The organism is Cronobacter sp. JZ38 (genome assembly GCF_008932145.1).
GTDB classification, from domain to species: domain Bacteria; phylum Pseudomonadota; class Gammaproteobacteria; order Enterobacterales; family Enterobacteriaceae; genus Cronobacter; species Cronobacter muytjensii.
On sequence record NZ_CP017662.1, the window covers coordinates 3,345,666 to 3,368,055 of the forward strand.

General features: G+C 61.1%; 20 protein-coding genes. 11 read left to right on the forward strand and 9 right to left on the reverse strand.

Translation table 11 applies throughout. The features are described 5' to 3' along the window. Positions 1 to 103: 103 nt before the first annotated feature. The 7 genes from BJP61_RS15915 to ybbA all read right to left on the reverse strand — a co-directional run bounded on the left by BJP61_RS15915 (position 104) and on the right by ybbA (position 8,865). Positions 104 to 1,249, reverse strand: a complete 1,146-nt coding sequence (locus tag BJP61_RS15915) for a PLP-dependent aspartate aminotransferase family protein (RefSeq protein WP_171998675.1) — start codon at positions 1,247 to 1,249, stop codon at positions 104 to 106. A gap of 11 nt (positions 1,250 to 1,260) precedes the next feature. Further along, entirely contained in the window at positions 1,261 to 2,631 is a 1,371-nt protein-coding gene (locus tag BJP61_RS15920) for a cystathionine beta-synthase (RefSeq protein WP_038864244.1), read from the reverse strand. A 331-nt stretch (positions 2,632 to 2,962) separates the two neighbouring features. After that, positions 2,963 to 3,622 (reverse strand): methionine ABC transporter permease, encoded by a 660-nt coding sequence (locus BJP61_RS15925; protein ID WP_171998676.1) that lies wholly within the window; start codon positions 3,620 to 3,622, stop codon positions 2,963 to 2,965. Continuing rightward, positions 3,615 to 4,628 (reverse strand): virulence-associated ABC transporter ATP-binding protein SfbB, encoded by a 1,014-nt coding sequence (gene sfbB, locus BJP61_RS15930; RefSeq protein ID WP_075192178.1) that lies wholly within the window; start codon positions 4,626 to 4,628, stop codon positions 3,615 to 3,617. Before sfbB ends, BJP61_RS15925 begins: the two co-directional genes overlap by 8 nt. Positions 4,629 to 4,689: 61 nt before the next feature. Further along, positions 4,690 to 5,520 (reverse strand): MetQ/NlpA family ABC transporter substrate-binding protein, encoded by an 831-nt coding sequence (locus tag BJP61_RS15935; protein ID WP_038864247.1) that lies wholly within the window; start codon positions 5,518 to 5,520, stop codon positions 4,690 to 4,692. A 247-nt stretch (positions 5,521 to 5,767) separates the two neighbouring features. Then, positions 5,768 to 8,182, reverse strand: a complete 2,415-nt coding sequence (gene ybbP / locus BJP61_RS15940) for a putative ABC transporter permease subunit YbbP (protein ID WP_171998677.1) — start codon at positions 8,180 to 8,182, stop codon at positions 5,768 to 5,770. Beyond that, complete coding sequence (gene ybbA / locus BJP61_RS15945; protein ID WP_038864253.1) at positions 8,179 to 8,865, reverse strand: putative ABC transporter ATP-binding protein YbbA; 687 nt, start codon at positions 8,863 to 8,865, stop codon at positions 8,179 to 8,181. Before ybbA ends, ybbP begins: the two co-directional genes overlap by 4 nt. Between ybbA and tesA the strand changes: the two genes are divergently transcribed. The 7 genes from tesA (at position 8,833) to BJP61_RS15980 (ending at position 15,581) form a co-directional block, all read left to right on the forward strand. After that, complete coding sequence (gene tesA / locus BJP61_RS15950) at positions 8,833 to 9,462, forward strand: multifunctional acyl-CoA thioesterase I/protease I/lysophospholipase L1 (RefSeq protein ID WP_038864274.1); 630 nt, start codon at positions 8,833 to 8,835, stop codon at positions 9,460 to 9,462. The two genes, ybbA and tesA, sit on opposite strands and share 33 nt — an antisense overlap. A 28-nt stretch (positions 9,463 to 9,490) precedes the next feature. Continuing rightward, complete coding sequence (locus BJP61_RS15955) at positions 9,491 to 10,261, forward strand: SDR family oxidoreductase (protein WP_075192174.1); 771 nt, start codon at positions 9,491 to 9,493, stop codon at positions 10,259 to 10,261. Between the two features lie 58 nt (positions 10,262 to 10,319). Then, positions 10,320 to 11,174, forward strand: a complete 855-nt coding sequence (locus tag BJP61_RS15960) for a co-chaperone YbbN (RefSeq protein ID WP_171998678.1) — start codon at positions 10,320 to 10,322, stop codon at positions 11,172 to 11,174. A 110-nt stretch (positions 11,175 to 11,284) separates the two neighbouring features. Continuing rightward, positions 11,285 to 12,202, forward strand: coding sequence for an SPFH domain-containing protein (locus BJP61_RS15965; RefSeq protein WP_171998679.1), 918 nt, complete (start codon positions 11,285 to 11,287; stop codon positions 12,200 to 12,202). Then, positions 12,199 to 12,654, forward strand: a complete 456-nt coding sequence (locus BJP61_RS15970; protein ID WP_075192172.1) for an NfeD family protein — start codon at positions 12,199 to 12,201, stop codon at positions 12,652 to 12,654. Before BJP61_RS15965 ends, BJP61_RS15970 begins: the two co-directional genes overlap by 4 nt. 93 nt (positions 12,655 to 12,747) lie before the next feature. Further along, complete coding sequence (locus BJP61_RS15975; protein ID WP_171998680.1) at positions 12,748 to 14,892, forward strand: hypothetical protein; 2,145 nt, start codon at positions 12,748 to 12,750, stop codon at positions 14,890 to 14,892. Beyond that, on the forward strand, positions 14,862 to 15,581 hold the full coding sequence (locus tag BJP61_RS15980) for a DUF3142 domain-containing protein (protein WP_171998681.1): 720 nt from the start codon (positions 14,862 to 14,864) through the stop codon (positions 15,579 to 15,581). The genes BJP61_RS15975 and BJP61_RS15980 overlap by 31 nt, the downstream gene beginning before the upstream one ends. A gap of 3 nt (positions 15,582 to 15,584) precedes the next feature. On the opposite strand, the gene cueR is transcribed toward BJP61_RS15980, so the two are convergent. Continuing rightward, the gene (gene cueR, locus BJP61_RS15985; RefSeq protein WP_038864264.1) at positions 15,585 to 15,995 is read right to left on the reverse strand and encodes a Cu(I)-responsive transcriptional regulator; all 411 of its coding nucleotides are present in this window, start codon (positions 15,993 to 15,995) and stop codon (positions 15,585 to 15,587) included. A gap of 108 nt (positions 15,996 to 16,103) precedes the next feature. Here cueR and copA point away from each other — a divergent pair, with 108 nt between their 5' ends. The 3 genes from copA to ybaK all read left to right on the forward strand — a co-directional run bounded on the left by copA (position 16,104) and on the right by ybaK (position 20,269). Further along, positions 16,104 to 18,611 (forward strand): copper-exporting P-type ATPase CopA, encoded by a 2,508-nt coding sequence (gene copA, locus BJP61_RS15990; protein WP_038864265.1) that lies wholly within the window; start codon positions 16,104 to 16,106, stop codon positions 18,609 to 18,611. 180 nt (positions 18,612 to 18,791) lie between these two features. Then, positions 18,792 to 19,589, forward strand: a complete 798-nt coding sequence (locus BJP61_RS15995; RefSeq protein ID WP_171998682.1) for a TraB/GumN family protein — start codon at positions 18,792 to 18,794, stop codon at positions 19,587 to 19,589. Between the two features lie 200 nt (positions 19,590 to 19,789). After that, on the forward strand, positions 19,790 to 20,269 hold the full coding sequence (gene ybaK, locus BJP61_RS16000) for a Cys-tRNA(Pro)/Cys-tRNA(Cys) deacylase YbaK (RefSeq protein ID WP_171998683.1): 480 nt from the start codon (positions 19,790 to 19,792) through the stop codon (positions 20,267 to 20,269). 1 nt (position 20,270) lies between these two features. Here the strand turns inward: ybaK and ushA are convergent, their stop codons facing one another. Next, positions 20,271 to 21,923 (reverse strand): bifunctional UDP-sugar hydrolase/5'-nucleotidase UshA, encoded by a 1,653-nt coding sequence (gene ushA, locus BJP61_RS16005; RefSeq protein ID WP_038864269.1) that lies wholly within the window; start codon positions 21,921 to 21,923, stop codon positions 20,271 to 20,273. Positions 21,924 to 21,950: 27 nt separating this feature from the next. Here ushA and BJP61_RS16010 point away from each other — a divergent pair, with 27 nt between their 5' ends. Then, complete coding sequence (locus BJP61_RS16010) at positions 21,951 to 22,163, forward strand: hypothetical protein (protein WP_171998684.1); 213 nt, start codon at positions 21,951 to 21,953, stop codon at positions 22,161 to 22,163. Positions 22,164 to 22,390 lie beyond the last annotated feature (227 nt).

Consider the following 22,390-nt stretch of genomic DNA (forward strand, 5'->3'; position numbering starts at 1 on the left):
GCGGTGATTGATAAGGTCAGTGCGCTGACTCCCCCAGCACAACCGCATCACGTTATGTCCGGTTGGCGGGTAAACAAAGCGCCACCCGCCGTCCCGCACATCGTTACTCTTCCAGCGCCTGCTCCAGATCGGCAATCAGGTCCTCCGCCTCCTCGATCCCCACCGACAACCGGATCAACTGCGGCGTGATGCCGTTCGCGAGCCGCTGCTCAAGCGGAATCGACGCGTGCGTCATGCTGAAAGGCTGGCTCACCAGGCTCTCGACGCCCCCCAGGCTCTCCGCAAGCGTAAAGAGCCGCAGCTTTTTTATTACCTGCGCCGCGCGCGCGTCGTCACCGCGCACCACGATGGAAATCATCCCGCCCGCCAGCGCCATCTGACGGCGCGCCAGCGCATGCTGCGGATGGCTGTCGAGCCACGGAAAAAAGACCTTTTCCACCTGCGGATGCCGCTCCAGCCGCTGCGCTATCTTCAGCGCATTCGCGCTGTGGCGCTCCATACGCAGCGCCAGCGTGCGGATACCGCGCAGCGTCAGGAAGCTGCTGAACGGATCGAGCACGCCGCCGACGGCGTTTTGCAGATACGCCAGCTGCTGCGCCAGCGCCGCGTTATCCCCCACCACCGCCAGCCCCGCCACGACATCCGAGTGGCCGTTGAGGTATTTGGTGGCCGAATGCACCACGATATCAAACCCGAGCGTCAGCGGGCGGTGGATCGCCGGTGAAGCAAAAGTATTATCGGCCACACTGATAATTCCGTGGCGGCGCGCCAGCCCGGCGATGGCTTCAAGATCCGCAAGCTTGAGCAACGGATTGGTCGGCGTTTCCACCCAGATCATGCGCGTTTCCGGGCGGATCGCCGCCTCCAGCGCGGCAAGATCGTCCGGCTTCGCCCATGTGACCGAAAGCCCGGCGGTACGCTTGCGCACGTTTTCCAGCAGCCGGTAAGTGCCGCCGTAAACATCATCTACCGCCACGATGTGGCTCTCTTTGTCGAGCAGTTCCAGCACCGTGGAAATCGCCGCCAGCCCGGAGGCGAACGCAAACCCCTGACGGCCCGCCTCCAGCTCAGCGATGGCGCGCTCCAGCGCGTGGCGGGTCGGATTGCCGCTGCGCGAATACTCATAGCCCGTATGTTCGCCGGGCGCGGGCTGCGCGAAAGTAGACGTGGCGTAAATCGGCGGCATCACCGCGCCGTGCTGGTCGTGGTGCGTGCCGCTATGCACGCTAAGAGTGGCAAATTTATCCATAATAAAGCTCCTTACGATTCAAGCCGGTTGCGCCAGCGGTTCAGCACATCGGTGCGGGTGATAAGCCCCAGAAAGCGCGTGTTGTCAGTGATGACCGCCACCAGCCCGCGCGAGAAAACGTCAAACAGCTCGCGTTCGCTGGCGTGTTTATCGAGCGTGACCACCTCGCGGTTCATGGCGGCGGAAACGGGCGTGAGAAAACGCTGGCTGTCGCCCTGAATAAACGTCAGCAGATCCCATTCATCGACGATGCCCGCCACGCGGCCCGCCTCCAGCACCGGCAGCTGCGAAATATCATAGAGCCGCATCCGGGCCAGCACGGTTGCCAGCGTGTCATCCGGCGCGGCGGTGACGGCGGCGCCCTCGTCATGGCGAAACGCGATAAAATCACGCAGGTCGCCGGTGGCGGGCCGCGCCTGGAGCCCCTGCTGGCGCAGCCAGTCGTCATTGAACATTTTCGAGAGATATTTATTGCCGCTGTCACAGGCGAAGGTCACGACGCGCTTCGGCGTCGTCTGCGCGCGGCAGTAGCGCAGCGCGGCGGCAAGCAGCGTGCCGGTGGAGGAGCCCGCCAGCACGCCTTCGATTTTCAGCAGGTCGCGCGCGGTGCTGAACGCCTCGGCGTCAGTGACGCGTAACGCCTGTTTAACGCCCTCGAGATGCGCCAGCGGCGGAATAAAATCTTCGCCGATGCCTTCCACCAGCCACGATCCCGCCTCGTGATAGCGCCCGGTCTCGACCTGATCGGCCAGGATCGATCCTGCCGGATCGGCCAGCACAAATTCGGTCTGCGGGGAGTGTTTGCCAAACCAGGCCTGCAATCCGCCGAGCGTGCCGCCGGAGCCGACGCCCACCACAATGGCGTCAATGCGCCCGCCCGCCTGGTCAAAGAGTTCCGGCGCGGTCGTGGTTTCATGCGCCAGCGGGTTCGCCGGGTTATTAAACTGGTCGATATAGAGCGCGCCAGGCGTCTCATCGGCGAGACGCTGCGCGTAATCCTGGTAATACGCCGGATGGCCCTTGTTAACGTCCGAACGGGTCAGCCGCACGTCCACGCCGAGCGCGCGCAGGTGATAAATCTTCTCGCGACTCATTTTATCGGGCACCACCAGAATCAACCGGTAGCCCTTTTGCGCGGCGATAAGCGCAAGCCCGAGGCCGGTATTACCCGCAGTGGCTTCGATTATCGTGCCGCCGGGCGCAAGCCGCCCCTGGCGCTCAGCCTCGTTAATCATCGAGAGCGCCACGCGGTCTTTGATAGAGCCGCCGGGGTTCTGGTTTTCCAGCTTCAGCAGCAATTCGCACGGGCCGGTATCAAGCTTAGCGAGGCGCAGCAGCGGCGTCTGCCCGATAAGAGACGTCACAGAATCGACTATCGACATGGTGTATTTATCCGTTAAACAGAGAACGGACAAATGATAGGGCTGCGTTTTTCGGCGGTTAAAGAATCATTCGCGGTACGTTAGAACCAGATGGAATATTCTCTGCGGTTTCAGCAGTAAAGAAGGCAAGCGGTAAAGTCGTCCAGAAATATCGATGGCTGAACGACGGTTTTTTGGCGTTATTTTCAGCATTTTTACGCCCGTAAGCGACCCGCTTTGCCAGTTTGCGTATTTGGATTGCCGGAATTTATCGAAGAGGAAAACGAGACTGAAGAAAAGAAAACGGCGCGCAGGAAGCCCGGCGCGCCGTGAATATTCATGCCGGTGGTCTTTAATGCCTGCCGCGTCGGTCGGCGCGATTCGCCAGCCAGTCACCGAGCATCTGCACCGCCTGCACCAGCACAATCAGCGCGATAACGGTCACGACCATCACCCCGGTTTCGTAGCGATAATAGCCGTAGCGAATCGCGAGATCGCCGACGCCGCCGCCCCCGACAATCCCGGCCATTGCCGAATAGCCAATCAGACTGACCAGCGTCACCGTCAGGCCGCGCAGCAGGCCCGCGCTCGCCTCCGGCAGCAGCACCGTGCAGATGATACGCATCGGGCTTGCGCCAAACGCTTCGGCGGCCTCGATAATCCCGCGATCGACCTCACGCAGCGCGCCATCCACCAGTCGCGCGTAAAACGCGATGGCCGCGACGGAGAGCGGCACCGACGCCGCCACGGGCCCGATGGTATTACCCAGCAGAAACTGCGTCAGCGGCAGCAGCAACACCAGCAGGATCACGAACGGCACCGAGCGGATGATATTCACCAGCACCGAGCCGACCACGTTAATGGCGCGGTTCTGCCAGAACAGATGGCGGTCGGTCACGAAAAGCAAAAAGCCGAGCGGCAGACCGCCCACGATCGCAAGCAGCGTCGAAATGCCCAGCATCTGGAACGTTTCGCCAAACGCCAGCGTCAGGTCAGCGTGTAAATCATCCATGGATCACCTCCACCTGTGCCGTACGGGCGCGAATATGCTCCACCGCCGCCTCGACCGCCGCCGGGTTATCGTTCGCCGTAAGCTGCACGACTAAAATGCCGAGCGCGCGCTCGCCGATATACTCGATTTTGCCGTGCAGTATGTTCACCGCCACGCCAAAGTTAACCGCCACTTCCGACAGCACCGGCTGTTCGGCGGAGTCGCCAATAAATAAAATCTTCAGCAGCGAGCCGTGCAGATGCTCGCGCAGGCGCGCCGGAAGCGTCAGGTTCAACGTGTGCGACACCAGCTGCTGCGTAAACGGGTGCTGCGGGCGCGCGAAAATATCAAACACCTCGCCCTCTTCCACGACCTTGCCGCCGGACATCACCGCCACGCGATCGCAAATCGTCTTGATAACGTTCATTTCATGAGTGATCAACACAACCGTGATCCCAAGGCGAGCGTTGATCTCCCTGAGCAGCGCCAGGATAGTGGCGGAGGTTTCCAGATCCAGCGCCGAGGTGGGCTCGTCGCACAACAGCACGTCCGGGTGATTGGCGATAGCGCGGGCGATGCCGACGCGCTGCTTCTGTCCGCCGGAAAGCTGTACCGGGTAGCGGCTGGCTTTATCGCTAAGCCCCACCAGTTCGAGGATTTCCGCGACACGCGGGCCTATTTTCGCCCGCTCCCAGCCCGCCGCTTTCAGGCTAAAGGCGACGTTCTGCGCCACGGTACGCGTATGCATTAAATTAAAGTGCTGGAAGATCATGCCGATGCGCTGACGTGCGGTGCGCAGCGCCGCGCCGGAAAGCGCGGAGATTTCCGTTCCGGCCACGGTGACGCGCCCTTCCGATGGCCGTTGCAAGGCGTTCAGGGTACGCAGCAGCGTGCTTTTCCCGGCACCGCTGGTGCCGACAATGCCGAAAATCGCTCCGCGCGGGATCTCCAGGTTAACGTCGTCAACCGCCCGGGTGCGCTGGCCGCCCGACGTGAAATCGACACTGACGTGAGTGAGTGTAATCATGACAACCCTCTGAAAAACGCGCGGGCAGGCATCAGGCCCGCCCGCGCGACACTGCCGACCATTATTTTTGCGTCGCCGTCATCCAGTCCGGTTTCTGGAACGCGTTAAAAATATTTTTCGGATCGTTAATTACCGCCGCGTAAGCCGGGGATTTCACCGCCGCCACGATATCCTTCGCAAACGGCTTGTCGGCGTCTTCGCTGCGTACCGCAATGATATTTTTCAGATTTTCATCAAGCTGTTCCTGCTTCAGGGCAGAAGAGAGATCCAGACCCGCCGCGATGGCGAAGTTGCCGTTGACCAGCGCCGCCGTGACGCTGTCAAGCGTGCGCGGCAATTGCGCCGCCTCCAGCGGTTTAAACACCAGTCCTTTCGGGTTAGTGGCGATGTCGCGTTCGGACGCTTTGGTCGGATCGATATTCGGCTTGATGGTGATTAAGCCCATCGCCTGCAAAAAGCGCAGCCCGCGCGCCAGGTTGGTCGGGTCGTTAGAGAGCGTAACGATGTCGCCTTTTTTCAGCGCATCGATGCTTTTCACTTTGCGGGAATAGAGCCCCATACCGGCAGTCGGCACCGTCAGCAGTTTCGTGAGCTTAAGGCCCTTATCGGCGGTGAATTTTTCAAAATAGAGCGAGTGCTGGAACAGGTTGGCGTCAATGCTGCCGTTCGCAAGCGCCATGTTCGGCTGTACGTAGTCGCTGAATTCGCGCACCACCACCTTATAGCCTTTCTCTTTAAGCGACGGCGCAATGGCCTGTTTAACCATATCGCCGTAAGGCCCCGGCGCTACGCCGAACGTGATGGTTTGCGGGTCGCCCGCCTGCGCGGCCTGCATGCCGCCCGCCAGAAGTAATGCGCCCGCAAGCGTGCGCCAGCCTTTTAGCAATCCCATGAGGATCTCCCTTTGATGAAGTGTGTCAGTGCGTAACGGCGGTGAGCCGCCTGATTATTGTGATCGCGCGCACGTGAGGTGCGGCACGTTAAGATGGCATATTCGCAAGCGGCGGGTAATTGAAAATATTTCATTCATCGGCTCGCTGCTGCTGACGGCAGGCCGCGCTAAGACGATGAAAGATAACCACAAACAAAAACGCCTCCGGTCATAAGACCGGAGGCGCATAAATACCGACGAAAATGTGCTAAGCGCTGAACTGCCGAAACAGCGCTTTACCCTTCAGGAGCCGCACGCCGAGCCAGCCGCCGCATAGCGACAACAGCAGCGCGCCGCATAGCGGCAGCGTCACCCACAACCGCCAGTCAGGCTCCCACGGGAAGTCAAACACGCGGGTCTGCAGTACGCCAAGCGCCACTTCCGCGCCGATAGCCGCCACCAGACCGGCCACCAGCCCCAGCAGCGCGAACTCGCTCCAGAGCGTGGCGCGCAGCAGTTTTTTCTGTGCGCCGAGCGTGCGGTAGACCACCAGCTCCTGGCGGCGCTGATGCATCCCGACCTGCACCTGCGCCAGTAACAGCAGCACGCCGCAGGTCGTTACCAGCGCCACCATCACTTCCAGCGCGCGGCTCACCTGCTCCAGCACCTGACCAATCTGTTTCAGGATTGCCCCGATATCCAGCACGCTGACCGTCGGGAACTCCCGGTTCAGTTGCGTCAGCATCGTGTCGGCGTTATCAGCCCGGAAGCTGGTCAGGAAGCTTTGCGGCTGTCCGTCCAGCGCCCCCGGCGGGAAAATAAAGAAGAAGTTTGGCCGCAGGCTCTCCCAGTCAACTTTACGCAGGCTGGTCACTTTGGCGGTGAAGGCCTGGGTGTCGCCGGTAAACGTCACGCTGTCGCCGGGGGCGATATTCAGCCGTTGCGCGAGCCCTTCTTCCATTGATACCTCGCCCGCTTTTGGCGGCCAGCTGCCCGCGGTAATCGGGTTGTGATCCGGGCGCTCTGCCTGCCAGGTCAGGTTAAGCTCGCGGTTAAGCGCCTCATCTTCATGACCTGCGGTTGCCTTGCCGTTAATCTGCGTCAGGCGCGCACGCACAATGGGATAGAACGCCTGCGTAATAACCTGGTGCTCCGCCAGGAACCCTTTCACCGCATCGCGCTGTTCCGGTGCGATATTAATCAGAAAATAGTTCGGACTTTCCGGCGGCAACTGCTGCTGCCAGCGGTCGAGCAGATCGCCCCTTAACACCAACAGCAGCGCCAGCAGCATGAAAGAGAGTGAAAACGTGGCGAGCTGGCTCAGGGTTTGCCACGGCTGGCGCAGCAGACGATTGACCGCGAGGCGCAGCGCGAGCGAACGCAGCCGCAACCGCTTAAGGCCCCACAGCAGCGCCCAGCCTGCCGCGCCGCACAGCGCGGCCAGCGCCACCGCGCCCGCCAGCACTGCCCAGAGCAACATCCGCCCGCCCATCAGGCCGGCGAGCAGCGCCACCACAATAAGCGCCATCACCGGCAGATAAATTTTCAGCGGCCAGAGGTTCGCCACCGCGTCGCGTCGCAAGACGCGCAGCGGCTGTGTGGCCAGCAGCAGACGATACGGGCGCAGCCCCACCAGCAGAGAAATTACCACCATTGAGCCTACGGCCCAGACCCAGGGCCAGAAGCTCGCCTCCGGCAGCGTGGCGGGCAGCACCGGTTTCAGCAACCGCATCAGGATCGCTTCGAAAAGCAGGCCCGCCGCCCCGCCAGTGAGGGCGGCGAGCGTCAGCACCATCAGCCACTGGCCGACAATCAGCTTACGCAGCGCCGCGCGCCCGGCGCCGAGGGTTTTCAGGATAGCCACCAGATCGTAGCGGCTGCGGCAGTAGTGGCTCATCGCCACCGCCACGGCAGCGACCGCCAGCAGCAGCGTCAGGAGCGCGGAGAGCAGCAAAAACTGCTGCGAGCGCTGCAACGATTTGCCGAGCGCGCTCTCGTCCTGCTCAAGGCCGGTCCAACGATGCTCCGGCTGCAACTGCGGCAACAGCCAGCTTTCATAGCGCCCGAGCTGTTCGGGGGTACCGGCGAATTTGTAGCGCCAGGTGAGACGGCTGCCGGGCTGCACCGCGCCGGTGCGTTCAACGTCCGCGAGATTCATCAGCAGCCGGGGCGCCATCTGGAACGGATTAAAGCCGCTGTCCGGCTCCTGAATAACTTCACCCGCCACGCTCAGCGTCGCGTCGCCCACATCCACGTTATCGCCAGGTTTCAGGCCAAGCAGCGCCATCAAACGCGGTGCCAGCAGCACCGTGCCCGGCGCAGGCAGCAGCCCCTGCGGGCGCGTTTGCAGCGTGCCGTAGAGCGGGTAGAGATTATCCACCGCCTTGACGCTCGCAAGCTGCGGACGGTCGGCGGCAAACGTCATGGTGGAAAAACTGAGCTGCCGCGAGACGGCCAGGCCGTCTTCCCCGGCTTTGTCGAGCCACGCCTGCGGCACCGCGCGGGAGCTCCTGAGCGTGCGGTCGCCCGCCATAAATTCACGGGTCTGCTGGCTTAAGCCTTTTTCCATACGATCGCTTATCTTGCCGAGCGCCAGCACACAGGCCACCGCGAGGCTTAACGCCAGCCAGACGATTAACAGCGACGGGGAGCGCCATTCGCGCCAGAACCAGCGGGCCGTCATGCTTCCTCCCACAGCTTGCCGTCGCGCAGCCGCAAAGTGCGATCGCAGCGGGCCGCCAGTTCAGGATCGTGGGTGACGAGGATAAGCGTGGTGCCGCTGTCGCGGTTTAAAGAAAAGAGCAGATCGGCGATGCGATCGCCGGTCTGACGGTCAAGATTGCCGGTGGGTTCATCGGCGAACAGTACCGCCGGACGGCCATTGAACGCGCGCGCCAGCGCCACGCGCTGCTGCTCGCCGCCGGAAAGCTGCGCCGGCAGGTGGTCAAGACGTTTGCCAAGCCCCAGTTGCTCCAGCAGCGCCTGCGCCTGCTGGCGGCTGGCCTTGCCGCTCTCGCCGCGCAGCATCGCGGGCAACTCGACATTCTCCAGCGCGTTAAGCGTCGGGATCAGCATGAATGACTGAAACACGAAGCCGACGTCACGGGCGCGCAGCCGCGCCCGCGCTTCTTCATCCATCTGATGCAGCGGCTCGCCCAGCAGGCGCACTTCACCGCTGGTGCCGTCGTCGAGACCGGCGAGGATCGCAAGCAACGTTGACTTGCCAGACCCCGATTCGCCCACCAGCGCGATGCTCTGGCCCGGTTTGACAACCAGTTCAACTCCGGTAAGGATGGAAAGTGCGTGTTCCCCCTGACCGACGGATTTATTAAGATGATGAACTTCAAGAATGTTTTCCGCTGGCATTTCCCTTTCCTGTTACTGGCGTTATTAAGCTTTCGCGCCGCCGCGGCGGACACGTTACTGGTGCTGGGCGACAGCCTGAGCGCCGGTTATCGCATGGCGGCAGACGCCGCCTGGCCTGCGTTGCTCAACGATAAATGGCAGCAACGCGACGTGCGCGTGGTCAACGCCAGCATCAGCGGCGACACCGCGCAGCAGGGGCTGTCGCGCCTGCCCGCGTTGCTCAAACAGCATCAGCCGCGCTGGGTGCTGATTGAGCTTGGCGGCAATGACGGCCTGCGGGGTTTTCCACCAGCGACGCTCTCGGCCACGCTGACGAAAATCATAGAACAGGTGAAAACGGCGGGCGCGCAGCCGATGCTGATGCAGATTCGACTGCCCGCCAACTACGGACGCCGTTACAATCAGGCGTTCGAGGCGATTTACCCTGAGCTTGCACAGTCTTACTCCATCCCTCTGCTGCCCTTCTTTATGGAAGAGGTTTACCTCAAACCGCAGTGGATGCAGGAGGATGGCATTCATCCCAATCGCGACGCCCAGCCGTTTATCGCCGACTGGATGGCGCAGCGACTGGCCCCTTTAGTTAAACACGACTCATAACCCTGCGGGGCGCTGAGCGGGTAAAGTTATGCAAAAATCACTCTTAATTACAGGATGTTCCAGCGGTATTGGTCTTGCCTGCGCGCATGAGTTGCGCCGTCAGGGCTTTCAGATCCTCGCGGCCTGCCGCAAGCCGGAAGATGTCGCGCGCATGAACGCGCTGGGCTTTACCGGCATTGAACTCGATCTCGATTCGCCGCAGAGCGTGGAGGCTGCCGCGCAGGAAGTGATCCGCCTGACGAATAACCGCCTGTACGGCATTTTTAATAATGGCGGCTATGGCGTGTACGGCCCGCTTTCCACCATCAGCCGCGCGCAGATGGAGCAGCAGTTCTCCACCAACTTTTTCGGCGCGCACCAGCTCACCATGCTGCTGCTGCCCGCGATGCTGCCGCATGGCGAAGGGCGCATCGTCAACACCAGTTCGGTGATGGGATTGATTTCCACACCCGGCCGCGGCGCCTACGCCGCCAGCAAATACGCGCTGGAGGCATGGGCCGACGCGCTGCGCATGGAGCTGCGCTACAGCGGCGTGAAGGTGAGCCTGATTGAACCCGGCCCCATCCGGACGCGCTTTACGGAAAACGTCAACCAGACGCAGACGGACAAGCCAGTGGAAAACCCTGGCATCGCCGCGCGATTTACGCTCGGCCCGGAGGCGGTGGTCGCTAAAGTGCGCCATGCTTTTGAGAGCCCGAACCCGCGCATTCGCTACCCGGTCACGCTGGTGACCCACGCCGTCGCCTGGCTGAAACGGCTGCTGCCGACGCGAATGATGGACAAAATTTTACACGGGTAAGTTGAAGGCGCGCGCCCTGCCCCCATGTAAAAAGGAAATCGACAACAGAGAGTGACTCATGTCCGAACAGTATATTATCAACCTCAGCGAAGCGAACCTGCATCAGGTACTGGAGCAATCCATGAACGTGCCGGTGCTGTTCTACTTCTGGTCCGATCGCAGCCAGCACTGCCAGCAGCTGACGCCGGTGCTAGACAAACTGGCGAACCAGTATCAGGGCCAGTTTATCCTTGCGAAAGTAGACTGCGACAATGAACAGGCTATCGCCGCGCAGTTCGGCCTGCGCGCTATTCCGACCGTATACCTGTTCAGCCAGGGCCAGCCGGTGGACGGCTTCCAGGGCCCGCAGCCGGAAGAAGCGATCCGCGCGCTGCTGGATAAAGTTCTGCCGCGTGAGGAAGAGCTGAAAGCCCAGGAGGCGATGGCGCTGATGCAGGAAGGCAAACATGCCGACGCTTTGCCGCTGCTCAAAGAGGCCTGGCAGATGTCGAATCAGTCGAGTGAAATCGGTCTTCTGCTGGCGCAGACGCAAATTGCGCTTAACCGCACTGATGACGCCGAAGCGGTGCTGAAGGCGATTCCGTTGCAGGATCAGGATACCCGCTATCAGGGCCTGGTCGCGCAGATTGACCTGCTGAAGCAGGCGGCGGACACCCCGGAAATCCAGCAGCTGCAACAGCAGGTGGAGGAAAATCCGGATGACGCGCAGCTCGCAAGCCAGCTCGCGCTGCAACTGCATCAGGTGGGCCGCAACGAAGAGGCGCTGGAGTTGCTTTTCGCACATTTGAGAAAAGATCTGGGCGCCGCTGACGGCCAGGCGCGTAAAATGTTCCAGGAAATCCTGGCCGCGCTGGGTACCGGTGACGCGCTGGCGTCGAAATACCGCCGTCAGCTCTACTCCCTGCTTTACTGATCGCTACGCGGCAAGGACGCCGTGACCTTCCCCTGCCAGATTCGGGCGCTGCGCCCGACGCTGGCAAGGGGTACAATAACCGCTATCACAAACAACAGGAGGTTGGTTTGATGCTGTTTATTATCCCCGTTCTTATTTTCGTCGCGCTGGTTATCGTTATGGCCGGCGTCAAAATCGTGCCGCAGGGCTTCCAGTGGACCGTGGAGCGCTTTGGCCGCTATACCAAAACGCTGCAACCGGGCCTGAACCTCGTCGTACCGTTCATGGACCGTATCGGTCGTAAAATCAATATGATGGAGCAGGTGCTCGATATTCCGTCGCAGGAGGTTATCTCCAAAGATAACGCCAACGTCACGATTGACGCGGTTTGCTTTATTCAGGTGATCGACGCTCCGCGCGCGGCGTATGAGGTGAGCAACCTTGAGCTCGCCATCATTAACCTCACCATGACCAACATCCGTACCGTACTGGGCTCGATGGAACTCGACGAAATGCTCTCGCAGCGTGACAGTATCAACACTCGCCTGCTGCATATCGTCGATGAAGCCACCAACCCGTGGGGCATTAAAGTTACGCGTATCGAAATCCGTGACGTGCGCCCGCCCGCCGAGCTTATCGCCTCGATGAATGCCCAGATGAAAGCCGAGCGTACCAAACGCGCCTATATCCTTGAGGCCGAAGGCGTGCGCCAGGCGGAGATCCTCAAAGCCGAAGGGGAGAAGCAGTCGCAGATCCTCAAAGCGGAAGGCGACCGCCAGTCGGCGTTTTTGCAGGCGGAAGCCCGCGAACGTTCGGCGGAAGCCGAAGCGCGCGCCACGAAGATGGTGTCGGAAGCGATCGCCGCGGGCGATATTCAGGCGGTGAATTACTTTGTGGCGCAGAAATACACCGACGCGCTCCAGCAGATTGGCTCTTCCAGCAACAGCAAAGTCGTCATGATGCCGCTTGACGCGTCCAGCCTGATGGGTTCGATCGCCGGTATCGCCGAGCTGATGAAAGAGAGCGGCAACGAGCGTAAACGCCCATGATGACGCTTATCCTCGCTCACCCTCACGTCTTCTGGCTCTGCTTAGGCGGCCTGCTGCTGGCGGCGGAAATGCTCGGCGGCAACGGCTTCCTGCTCTGGAGCGGCGTGGCGGCGGTGGCGACCGGGCTGCTCGCCTGGCTCCTGCCGATGGGCTGGGAGTGGCAGGGCGTGAGCTTCGCGCTGTTGATGTTAGTCGCGGTCTGGCTGTGGTGGCGCTGGCTGTCCCGCCGGGCCGGGCCGCGCCCTGACAACGCGCTGAACCAGCGCGGCCATCAGCTGGTGGGCCAGCGCTTTACGCTGACGCAGACGCTGGTTAACGGGCGCGGCCAGATTACCGTGGGCGACAGCGTCTGGCCGGTGGTTGCCGACAGCGATTTACCGGCGGGCACGGCGGTCGAGGTGGTCGCTATCGACGGCATTCGCCTGCGCGTAAAGACAAGCCAGACGCGCTGACCCTTTTTCACGCCAGGCCACTGTTCAATAAAAGCCTGTTCGGGCATGATCCGGGCAGGTTTTTTTACAATATTTTCACAAGGAAATGACGTTATGACGCCACGACTGACAGGGATCGCCCTCGCCCTTCTCGCGCTGCCCACGCTCTGCGCGCAGGCTTCTTCTGATATCGAAGACTGTACCTGGGGCTCATCCGGCTGCGTGCTGCAAAGCGAACCCTGGCTCGACGTAGATAATGATACCCGTGATAACCTGATGCGCATCATCGGCGAGCAGAAACAGTTCACGCTGCCGGTATATCCGCTGCCCGCCGACCCGCGCACCACTCGCGATTACCACTTTGGGTATCACGAAGAAGATGTCACGGAAACTGCCGCGCCCGGCACTGCCGCAGGCGATGCGCCGGACCCGCTGGCAACGCTGCTGACCAGTATGCATCTCGACCCGGCCGCCGCGACGCTCAGCGATGCCGACCGTGAAAACCGTTTTGTCTCCAATAATTCTCAGAGCGTCATCGCGTTTCTGACCGCGCTGAATAATGAGAAATCGCTGACCGACGCGCAGCGTCAGCATCTGGCGCAGGCGCGTCTGAGTATTTATCAGGCACCTGACAGCACGCCAGAGAGCCTCCACGCGCCGCAGGGATCGGCCGCCGCCGCGTTCGATGAATATCTTGGCGCGGCGAGCGCGTTTTATCAGGGCGACTACCCCGCCGCGACGGAACGCTTTAGCGCGCTTAAAGCCAGCAGCCAGCCGTGGGTGGCGCAGACCGCCGCCTATATGCTGATGCGCGTGGCGCTTAACCAGAGCAGCGTCGCGGCGGTGGACGACGATTACGGCCTGTTTGACACTACTAAAATTGACAAAAACGCCGCGCGCCAGGCGCTCGCTTATTCTGAGGCGTACCTGAAAGCCTGGCCGGAGGGCGACTACGCTGACTCCGCACGCGGTATGCAGCGCCGGATTTACTGGTATCTGCAGGACTGGGACTCGCTGGCCCCGCGCTATGAGCAGGCGCTGAAAGCAGCACCGGACGCCGACGCGCTGCGCGCGCTGCTTTTAGAGAATGACACCAAACTGCAAAGCAAAGACGCCAGCGGCGACACCTGGTTTATCAGCAGCCCGGACGCGCCGCTGCTCACCTTTACCCAGACGCTGCGCTGGCTGCGCGAAAATGAACGTAAAGCCGACAAAAACCCGCACGTGACGCGCCAGATGCTCGACGATTACAAACCCATCTATGAAAAAGCGGGGCTGATGCCGCTGTGGAACTACCTGCAAAACGCCTGGCTCTTCTGGCAGCAGCAGGATTACGCGGCCGTCGTGGCGGCGATCAAGCCTGCCGACAGCCTGCCGCAGAACGATATTCTCGCCTTCAGCGAGCAGGTGCTGTACGGCGACGCGCTGGGCGCGCAAAAGCAGTGGGCCGCCGCGCGCGACCACTGGCAGCGCCTGCTGAAATCCGCCAAACCGGGCGCTGAACAGCAGCTGTTGCAGATGAAACTGGCGGCCGCGCTGGTTGAGAACAACGAAACGGCGGCGATTTTCGCGCCGCAGAGCCTGGTGACGGGCCTGCGCTACCGCTCACTGGTGCTGAAAACCAGAGCGCCGCTGGATCTCCTTAAACACCAGGCGCTGCACGGCATGAATAACGAAGAGCGCACGATTGCGCTGCACACGCTGCTTACACGCCATCTGACCGAAGGCCGCTACCAGGATTATCTCCAGGATAAAGCGCTCGCAGGCGATCTCAAACCGCTGGATGAGAAGGCATACGGTGACGTCAGCCTGACCATTTTCAACTGGAAAGGCGACGATGTGGCGAAAGGCTACGCCTGCATGCCGCTTGACGAGACCGCGAAAACGCTGGCGGCTCACCCGGACGACAGCCATGCGCTGAACTGTCTCGGCGAGTTTTTCCGCCTGACGGGCGCGCAGGTCAACCCGTGGGGCGACAGCGGCGGCAACAGCACGCTCGATACCGTGACCCGCACCGAACACCCGGTCGGGCTGCCGAACCGTCAGCACTATTACCAGCAGGTCATCGCCAACCCTAAAGCCGAGCCGGAAGATAAAAGCTATGCGCTCTACCGTGCTGTGATGTGCTACGCGCCGTCAGGCTATAACGACTGTGGCGGTAAAGAGGTGGACAAAGCGACGCGCAAAGCCTGGTTCGGGCAGCTTAAGAAAAACTGGCCGGGAAGCCCATGGGCGCAGCAGCTCAAATATTACTGGTAAGCCTGCTGCTGGCATCAGCGGGGGCCTGGGCGCAGGCGACGCGGGCGAATGACGCCGACTACCGGGCCTTCTGGCTCTGGTCCGGCGTCAGGCCGCCCGCGGCGCTGCGTCAGGCCGAGGTTATCTATCTGCACCAGGGGGAAGTGGTCACGCGCCGGGGCGAGGCGACATTCGTGCGTCTCGGTCAGCCCGTCGCCCGGCTGCGCGCACCGGCCATCTGGGTCACCGTCAGGCTGGAGCGGCTCGATCTCACGGAGGAGATGCTCGATACGCTCGCCCGTCTGCCCGCCCGCTGGTCGCAGGCGGGGAATCGGGTGACCGGGTTACAGATTGATTTTGACGCCGCCACGCACCGAATCGACGACTACGACCAGTTTTTAACGCGGCTGCGGGCGCGGCTGGATGCGCGCTTCGCGCTCGGCGTCACGGGGCTGCTCGACTGGGCGCAGACCGGCAGCATCGCGCGTCTCAACGCGCTGCCGGTGGATGAGCTGGTGGTGCAGACCTATCAGGGGCGTCATACCGTGCCGGGGTACGCCCGCTATCTGCCCGCCCTGCTGGGGCTGCGCATTCCCTTTAAAATCGGCATCGCGCAGAACGGCGAGTGGAATAAAACCGAGGAGGCGAAGCTTGCGGCCTCGCCGTGGTATCGCGGCGCGGTAATATTCGTGCTTAACGCCGGGCGCTGACCCTTACGCGTCGGCGCGCCGGTGGCAGCAGCCCGAGAGATTATCAATAATCGGACAGTCGGCGCTGTCGTCGCCCGGACACGCGGCGGCGAGGTCAAGCAGTTGCTGGCGCATCGCCTGCAGGCTCTCGATATGACTTTCGATTTCCGCCACCTTTTGCAGCGTGCGCGCTTTTACATCCGCGCTATGGCGCGCCGGATCGTTAAACAGATGCACCAGCTCGCGGCACTCCTCCAGGTTAAACCCCACCAGACGCGCCTGACGCAGCAGCGTCAGCTCATCAATATGCCGCTGCGAGTAAGTCCGGTAACCGTTATCCCCGCGCAACGGCGGCGTCACCAGCCCTTTCTCTTCGTAAAAACGAATCGCTTTGCTGGTCAGCCCGGTTTTTTTCGCCACATCGCTGATATTCATGTTTCCCCCTTGACCTTCCCCTTGATGGAAGGTTTACGCTGAATAACAGTAGAACGAATACGATTTTCTGGTCAACCTGAGGTTGATCGTTAACTGAGGAGACAACGTATGTCGAACACCATTGAGCTGGCCCTGGACGGGCTTTCCTGCGGGCACTGCGTAAAACGGGTGAAAGAGAGCCTGGAGCAACGCCCGGATGTTGAGCACGCTGAGGTCACCATTGAACATGCCAGCGTGACCACCACCGCCTCTGCGCAGGCGCTTATCGATACGGTCAAACAGGCCGGCTACGACGCGACGCTCGCACACCCAAAGGCTAACCCGCTGACAGAGTCATCAACCCCGTCGGAAGCACTGACAGCGGCGCAACCTGAGCTTCCGGCAGCCGATATCGCCATTGATGACGACAGCCGCCAGCTGCTTATCAACGGCATGAGCTGCGCCAGTTGCGTGAGCCGCGTTCAGAACGCCCTTCAGGGGGTGGCAGGCGTCACGCAGGCACGGGTCAACCTGGCGGAGCGTACGGCGCTGGTGATGGGCCACGCGTCCGCCGATGAGCTGATTGCGGCGGTTGAAAAGGCAGGCTACGGCGCCGAAGCGATTGACGATGACGCCGAACGTCGCGAGCGCCAGCAGCAGACCGCGCAGGCAGCAATGAAGCGGTTTCGCTGGCAGGCGACGCTGGCGCTCGCCATCGGCGTGCCGGTGATGATTTGGGGCATGTTCGGCGACAATATGATGGTCACCGATGCCAACCGGTCGCTCTGGCTGGTCATCGGCCTTATCACGCTCGGCGTGATGATTTTCGCGGGCGGCCATTTCTATCGCAGCGCCTGGAAAAGCCTGCGTAACCGCAGCGCGACAATGGACACGCTGGTCGCGCTCGGCACCGGCGCGGCGTGGCTCTACTCCATGAGCGTTAACCTTTGGCCGCAGCATTTTCCGATGGAAGCCCGCCACCTCTATTACGAAGCCAGCGCCATGATTATCGGTCTGATTAACCTCGGCCATATGCTGGAGGCGCGCGCGCGTCAGCGTTCGTCGAAGGCGCTGGAACGCCTGCTGGATCTGACGCCGCCGGTCGCGCGCGTCGTCACACCGGAAGGCGAAAAAAGCGTGCCGCTGGCGGAGGTCACGCCGGGCATGACGCTGCGACTCACCACCGGCGATCGCGTGCCGGTGGATGGCAACATCACCGATGGCGAAGGCTGGTTTGACGAAGCGATGTTAACCGGCGAGCCGGTGCCGCAGCAAAAAGCGGCGGGTGATGCGATACATGCGGGCACCGTCGTGCAGGATGGCAGCGTGCTGTTTCGCGCCGCCGCGGTGGGCAACCACACCACGCTGTCGCGCATTATTCGTATGGTGCGCCAGGCGCAGAGCAGCAAGCCGGAAATCGGCAAGCTGGCCGATCGCATCTCTGCGGTCTTCGTGCCGGTGGTGGTACTGATTGCGCTCCTAAGCGGCGCGGTCTGGTTCTTCGCAGGCCCCGCACCGCAGATTGTCTATACGCTGGTTATCGTCACTACGGTGCTTATCATCGCCTGCCCATGCGCGCTGGGGCTCGCCACACCGATGTCGATTATCTCCGGCGTCGGGCGCGCGGCGGAGTTCGGCGTACTGGTGCGCGACGCGGATGCGCTACAACGGGCCAGCGACGTGGATACGCTGGTGTTTGATAAAACCGGTACGCTGACCGAAGGCAAACCGCAGGTGGCGGCCATCGCCACTACTGGCGAAATCACCGAAGCCGACGCGCTGCGCCTTGCCGCCGCGCTTGAGCAAGGCTCCAGCCACCCGCTGGCGCGCGCCATTATCGAGCGTGCCGGAGGGGCTTCCCTGCCCGCCATCAGCGGTTTCAGAACGCTGCGCGGGCTGGGCGTAAGCGGTGCGGCAGAGGGTAAAACGCTGCTGCTCGGCAATCAGGCGCTGCTTGAGGAAAACGGCATCGCGACCGACGCGCTGCGCGACGAGGCGCAGCGTCAGGCGAGCCTCGGCGCCACGCCGGTGCTGCTGGCGGTGGACGGTAAGCTGGCGGCGCTGTTCGCCATTCGCGATCCGCTGCGTGAAGACAGCGCCGCCGCGCTGGCGCGTTTGCATCGCGAAGGCTACCGGCTGGTGATGCTGACCGGCGATAACGCCGTGACCGCCAACGCCATTGCCCGCGAGGCGGGTATTGACGAGGTGATCGCAGGCGTACTGCCGGACGGCAAAGCGCAGGCCATTAAGCAACTCCAGCAGGCGGGCCGCAAGGTGGCGATGGTTGGCGACGGCATCAACGACGCCCCGGCGCTGGCCCAGGCGGAAGTAGGCATCGCGATGGGCGGCGGCAGCGACGTGGCGATTGAAACCGCGGCCATCACGCTGATGCGCCACAGCCTGACGGGTGTCGCCGACGCGATGGCTATCGCTAAAGCGACGCTTGGCAATATGAAGCAGAACCTGTTGGGTGCCTTTATCTATAACGCGCTCGGCATCCCCATCGCGGCGGGTATCCTGTGGCCGCTGACCGGCACGCTGTTAAACCCGGTAGTGGCGGGCGCGGCGATGGCGCTGTCATCCATTACTGTCGTGAGCAACGCCAACCGGCTGCTGCGCTTTACGCCGAAACCGTAATGTCAGGCCCGCTCCGGCGGGCTTTTTTGCGAATACACGCGAAATGGCGGGTGCGCTTCGCTTACCTGTTCTGGCGTTTTATGGCGCACGGCATTCCACGTACCTGCCCCCCGGCCCCCTCTCGTTTGCACCCGTCACGTCTGCGCGTTAGCATGGCTTTTTTACTCAGGGAAAGTGGTTATGGGCCTGTTACGTCGTCTGCGCACCTGGTTTGACAGCCTGCGTCCCGGTTATCCGTGGCCCGCAGTGGATATTACGCTGCCAGGCGGCCGCTACCTGCACCTGGTCGGCAGCATCCATATGGGCACGCCCGATATGTCGCCGCTACCCGCCCGCCTGGTGGAAAAACTAAAGCGCGCCGATGCGCTGATTGTCGAAGCCGATATCCGCGGCGACGCCTCGCCCTTCGGCGATGTGCCGCTCTGCCCGCCGCTGCGCGAGCGTCTCGACGAGGCGCTGTTCAGCCAGCTTGAAAAGCGCATCGACGACCTGGCGCTGCCGCTTTCCCGGCTGGACGACCTGCCGCTGTGGCAGGTGGCGTTGATTCTACAGGCGCACCAGGCGCAGCGCCTCGGCCTGCGGCCTGATTTCGGGATCGATTTTCAGCTGTTAAATGCGGCCGAAACGCATCAGGTAGCGGTTAAGGAGCTGGAGGGCGCGCAAAGTCAGGTAGCGCTGCTGCGCCGTTTGCCGCAGGAGGGTCTGGCGCTGCTGGAGGATACCCTGACCCACTGGCAAACCAACGCGCGCCTGTTGCAGATTATGATTGGCTGGTGGATGGCGCGCCCGCCGGAAGCGGATAACGTCGCGCTGCCGAACACCTTCAGCGCCGAGCTGGGGGATATGCTGATGCAGCAGCGTAACCGGCAGTGGCACCAGTATCTGTTGACGCTGCCGCCGGGCCGCTATGTGGTGGCGGTCGGCGCACTGCATCTCTATGGTGAAGACAACCTGCCGGCGATGTTCCGCGCGCGCTAAAAAAGAAGGCCAGTATCGCTACTGGCCCGTCAAAGAGGAACTTTCATTATTGTCGTTATGCCGCCCGCGAAGCGAACGGTTGCGGCGATTGTCGCGCAATCCATACACGCTGCCAATATAATCCAGCAAGCTGATACAATTTTTTCGGCCATCAACGGCGCTATGCTGCGCCGACAGGCCACAGAAATGGGAAAGGAAAGATGACGCCCGCCGTGAAATTACTCGAAAAAAATAGAATACCTTTCACGCTGCACACGTATGAGCACGATCCAAACGAAACCAACTTTGGCGATGAAGTGGTGCGTAAGCTCGGGCTTAATGCAGAGCAGGTTTATAAAACGCTGCTGGTGGCGGTGAACGGCGATATGAAACAGCTGGCGGTCGCCGTGACGCCGGTTGCGACACAACTCGATTTAAAAAAGGTCGCTAAGGCGCTGGGCGCTAAGAAAGTGGAAATGGCAGACCCGATGATAGCGCAGCGCACCACCGGCTATCTGGTGGGCGGCATCAGCCCGCTTGGGCAGAAAAAGCGCCTGCCGACGCTGATAGACGCGCCAGCCCGCGACTTCCCGGCCATTTATATTTCTGGCGGCAAGCGCGGGCTGGATATCGAACTGGCGACGGCGGATGTAGCGAAACTGCTGAGCGCGCAGTTCGCCGATATCGCCCGTCGCGACTGAGTTACTGCCAGCTCACCTCGCCTTTCGGCTCAAACGCGTTTACATCCAGCGGCGAGTTCTGCTGGATGTACTGTTTCAGCACTTCCGCATCCACAAAACCGGTGTTGACGTAGCCTGGCGTTTTATCGATGGCCGGATAGCCGTCGCCGCCGGTAGCGTTAAAGCTGAGCGTCGCCATACGGTAAGTTTTCGCCGGGTCGACCGGTTCGCCTTTGATTTTCACATCATTGAGCGTGCCGCCAGACGCCGTAAAGCTCACGTTGGCAAACTGCGGATAAGCGCCGGAATCCGGTTTTTTCTGCGCGACCGCCGTCAGGTATTCCACGACCTCTTTACCCGTCATATCGACATACACCAGCGTGTTGCCGAATGGCTGTACCTTGAGCACATCTTTATAGGTAATGTCGCCGCCCTCGATGGAATCGCGAATGCCGCCGCCGCTCATCACCGCGAAATCAGCCCCGGTGCGGGCTATCTGGGCGTTGAGAATTAAGTGGCCCATGCTGGTCTGCACAAAGCGCACCTTGCTGCGGTCGCCCTCAAGACGCCCGTTAACGCTGCCGATTTTCACCATCAGCTGCGCCTGGCCCTTTTTCTGATACGGCGTCAGCAGCGAGAGCATCTGCGGGTTCTCCGGGATCTGCGGCGTGTAGAGCACGCGCTCGCTGTCGCCGTTATCCCAGGTCACTTTTTTCTTCAGGTTGACAGGAATGAGCTGATAGCGCACCAGCTTCATTTCGCCGTTGCGGAACTGGAAATCGGCGCGGCCGACATATTTGCCCCACTCATGGGCCTGCACAATCCAGGTGCCGTTCTGCTGGTCCGGCGCGCACGGGGTGCCCGGCACGTAATCGACCTGCTTTTTATTTTCCGAGGCCATGCAGACCGGATCCTGCGAGTGGCCGCCCACAATCATGGTAAGCGCCCCTGGCGGCAACGCGCGCGCCAGTTCGACATCGCCCGGCGCGTTAGAGCCGTGGTTGCCGTCATCGTAATGCCCCATATGGGTCGCGGCGATAATCACATCCGGTTTTTCAGTCTGCTGCAGCTCCTGAATTACCAGTTTGGCTTCGTCGGCAGGCTTGCGAAATTCGATATCAGTGAAAAATTCCGGATTGCCGATTTTCGCCGTGTCGTCGGTCGTAAGCCCAATCACGGCGATTTTAATGCCCTGCGGTTTGAAAATGGCCCAGGGCTTGAAAAGCCGCTCATTGGTGCTTTTCTGGTAGATATTGGCGGAGAGGAGCGGGAATTTGGCCCACTTTTGCTGCTGGCGCAGCACGCTCAGCGGGTTATCGAATTCATGGTTGCCAACGGCCATCGCGTCATAGCCAATCAGGTTCATGCCGCGAAAATCGGGCTCGGCATCCTGGAGATCGGATTCCGGCACGCCGGTGTTGATATCACCGCCAGAGAGCAACAGCACGCTGCCGCCCTGGGCCGTGACCTCGCGGCGCACGCTGTCGACCAGCGTTTTTTGCGCCGCCAGCCCATATTCGCCATATTCGTTACGCCAGAAATGACCGTGATGATCGTTGGTGTGCAAAATGGTGATGTTATACGTTTTATCCTGCTCCCAGGCGGATGCGCCGCCGCTCAGCAGGCTAAGCCCCGCCAGCAGCGCGACAGCCAACCCTTTTCTGGCTAACCCCATGACAACTCTCCCTATCCTTAACGTGAAATGCTGAAATTACAGCGCCTGCCGAACATACTCAACTTTGTTTTCAGATTTGCGACTTTCCTCAAAACCGCACGCCAGAAGGAAGCAAAGTTTATGCCTTATTCCCCAGGCGGGGTTTCAGGCCGTGGCCCGCAAAAAAGCGCCGTCACCGACTCAATCTTTATGATTGCTATCATCTTGCAGTCATCTTTCCGTCAAAAATCCGCCATTTAACACCAAACTCTCGTTATTGAAGAGCGCCGCCTGTTTTCTCCGTCTAAAACAGGTCTTTTTACAGGGAGAATCGTGCCTTATTTTGACGATTTACCCGCATGGCATCTTGCTTTGCTCAAGATAATATTGAGTTATGTCGTCACTTTGCATTTTTTGCGCTTAATGGACGATTTCAGAAAGTTTTCGCTAATTTTCTCCTCCGCGCTGCCGAAAATTGTCATAAACTG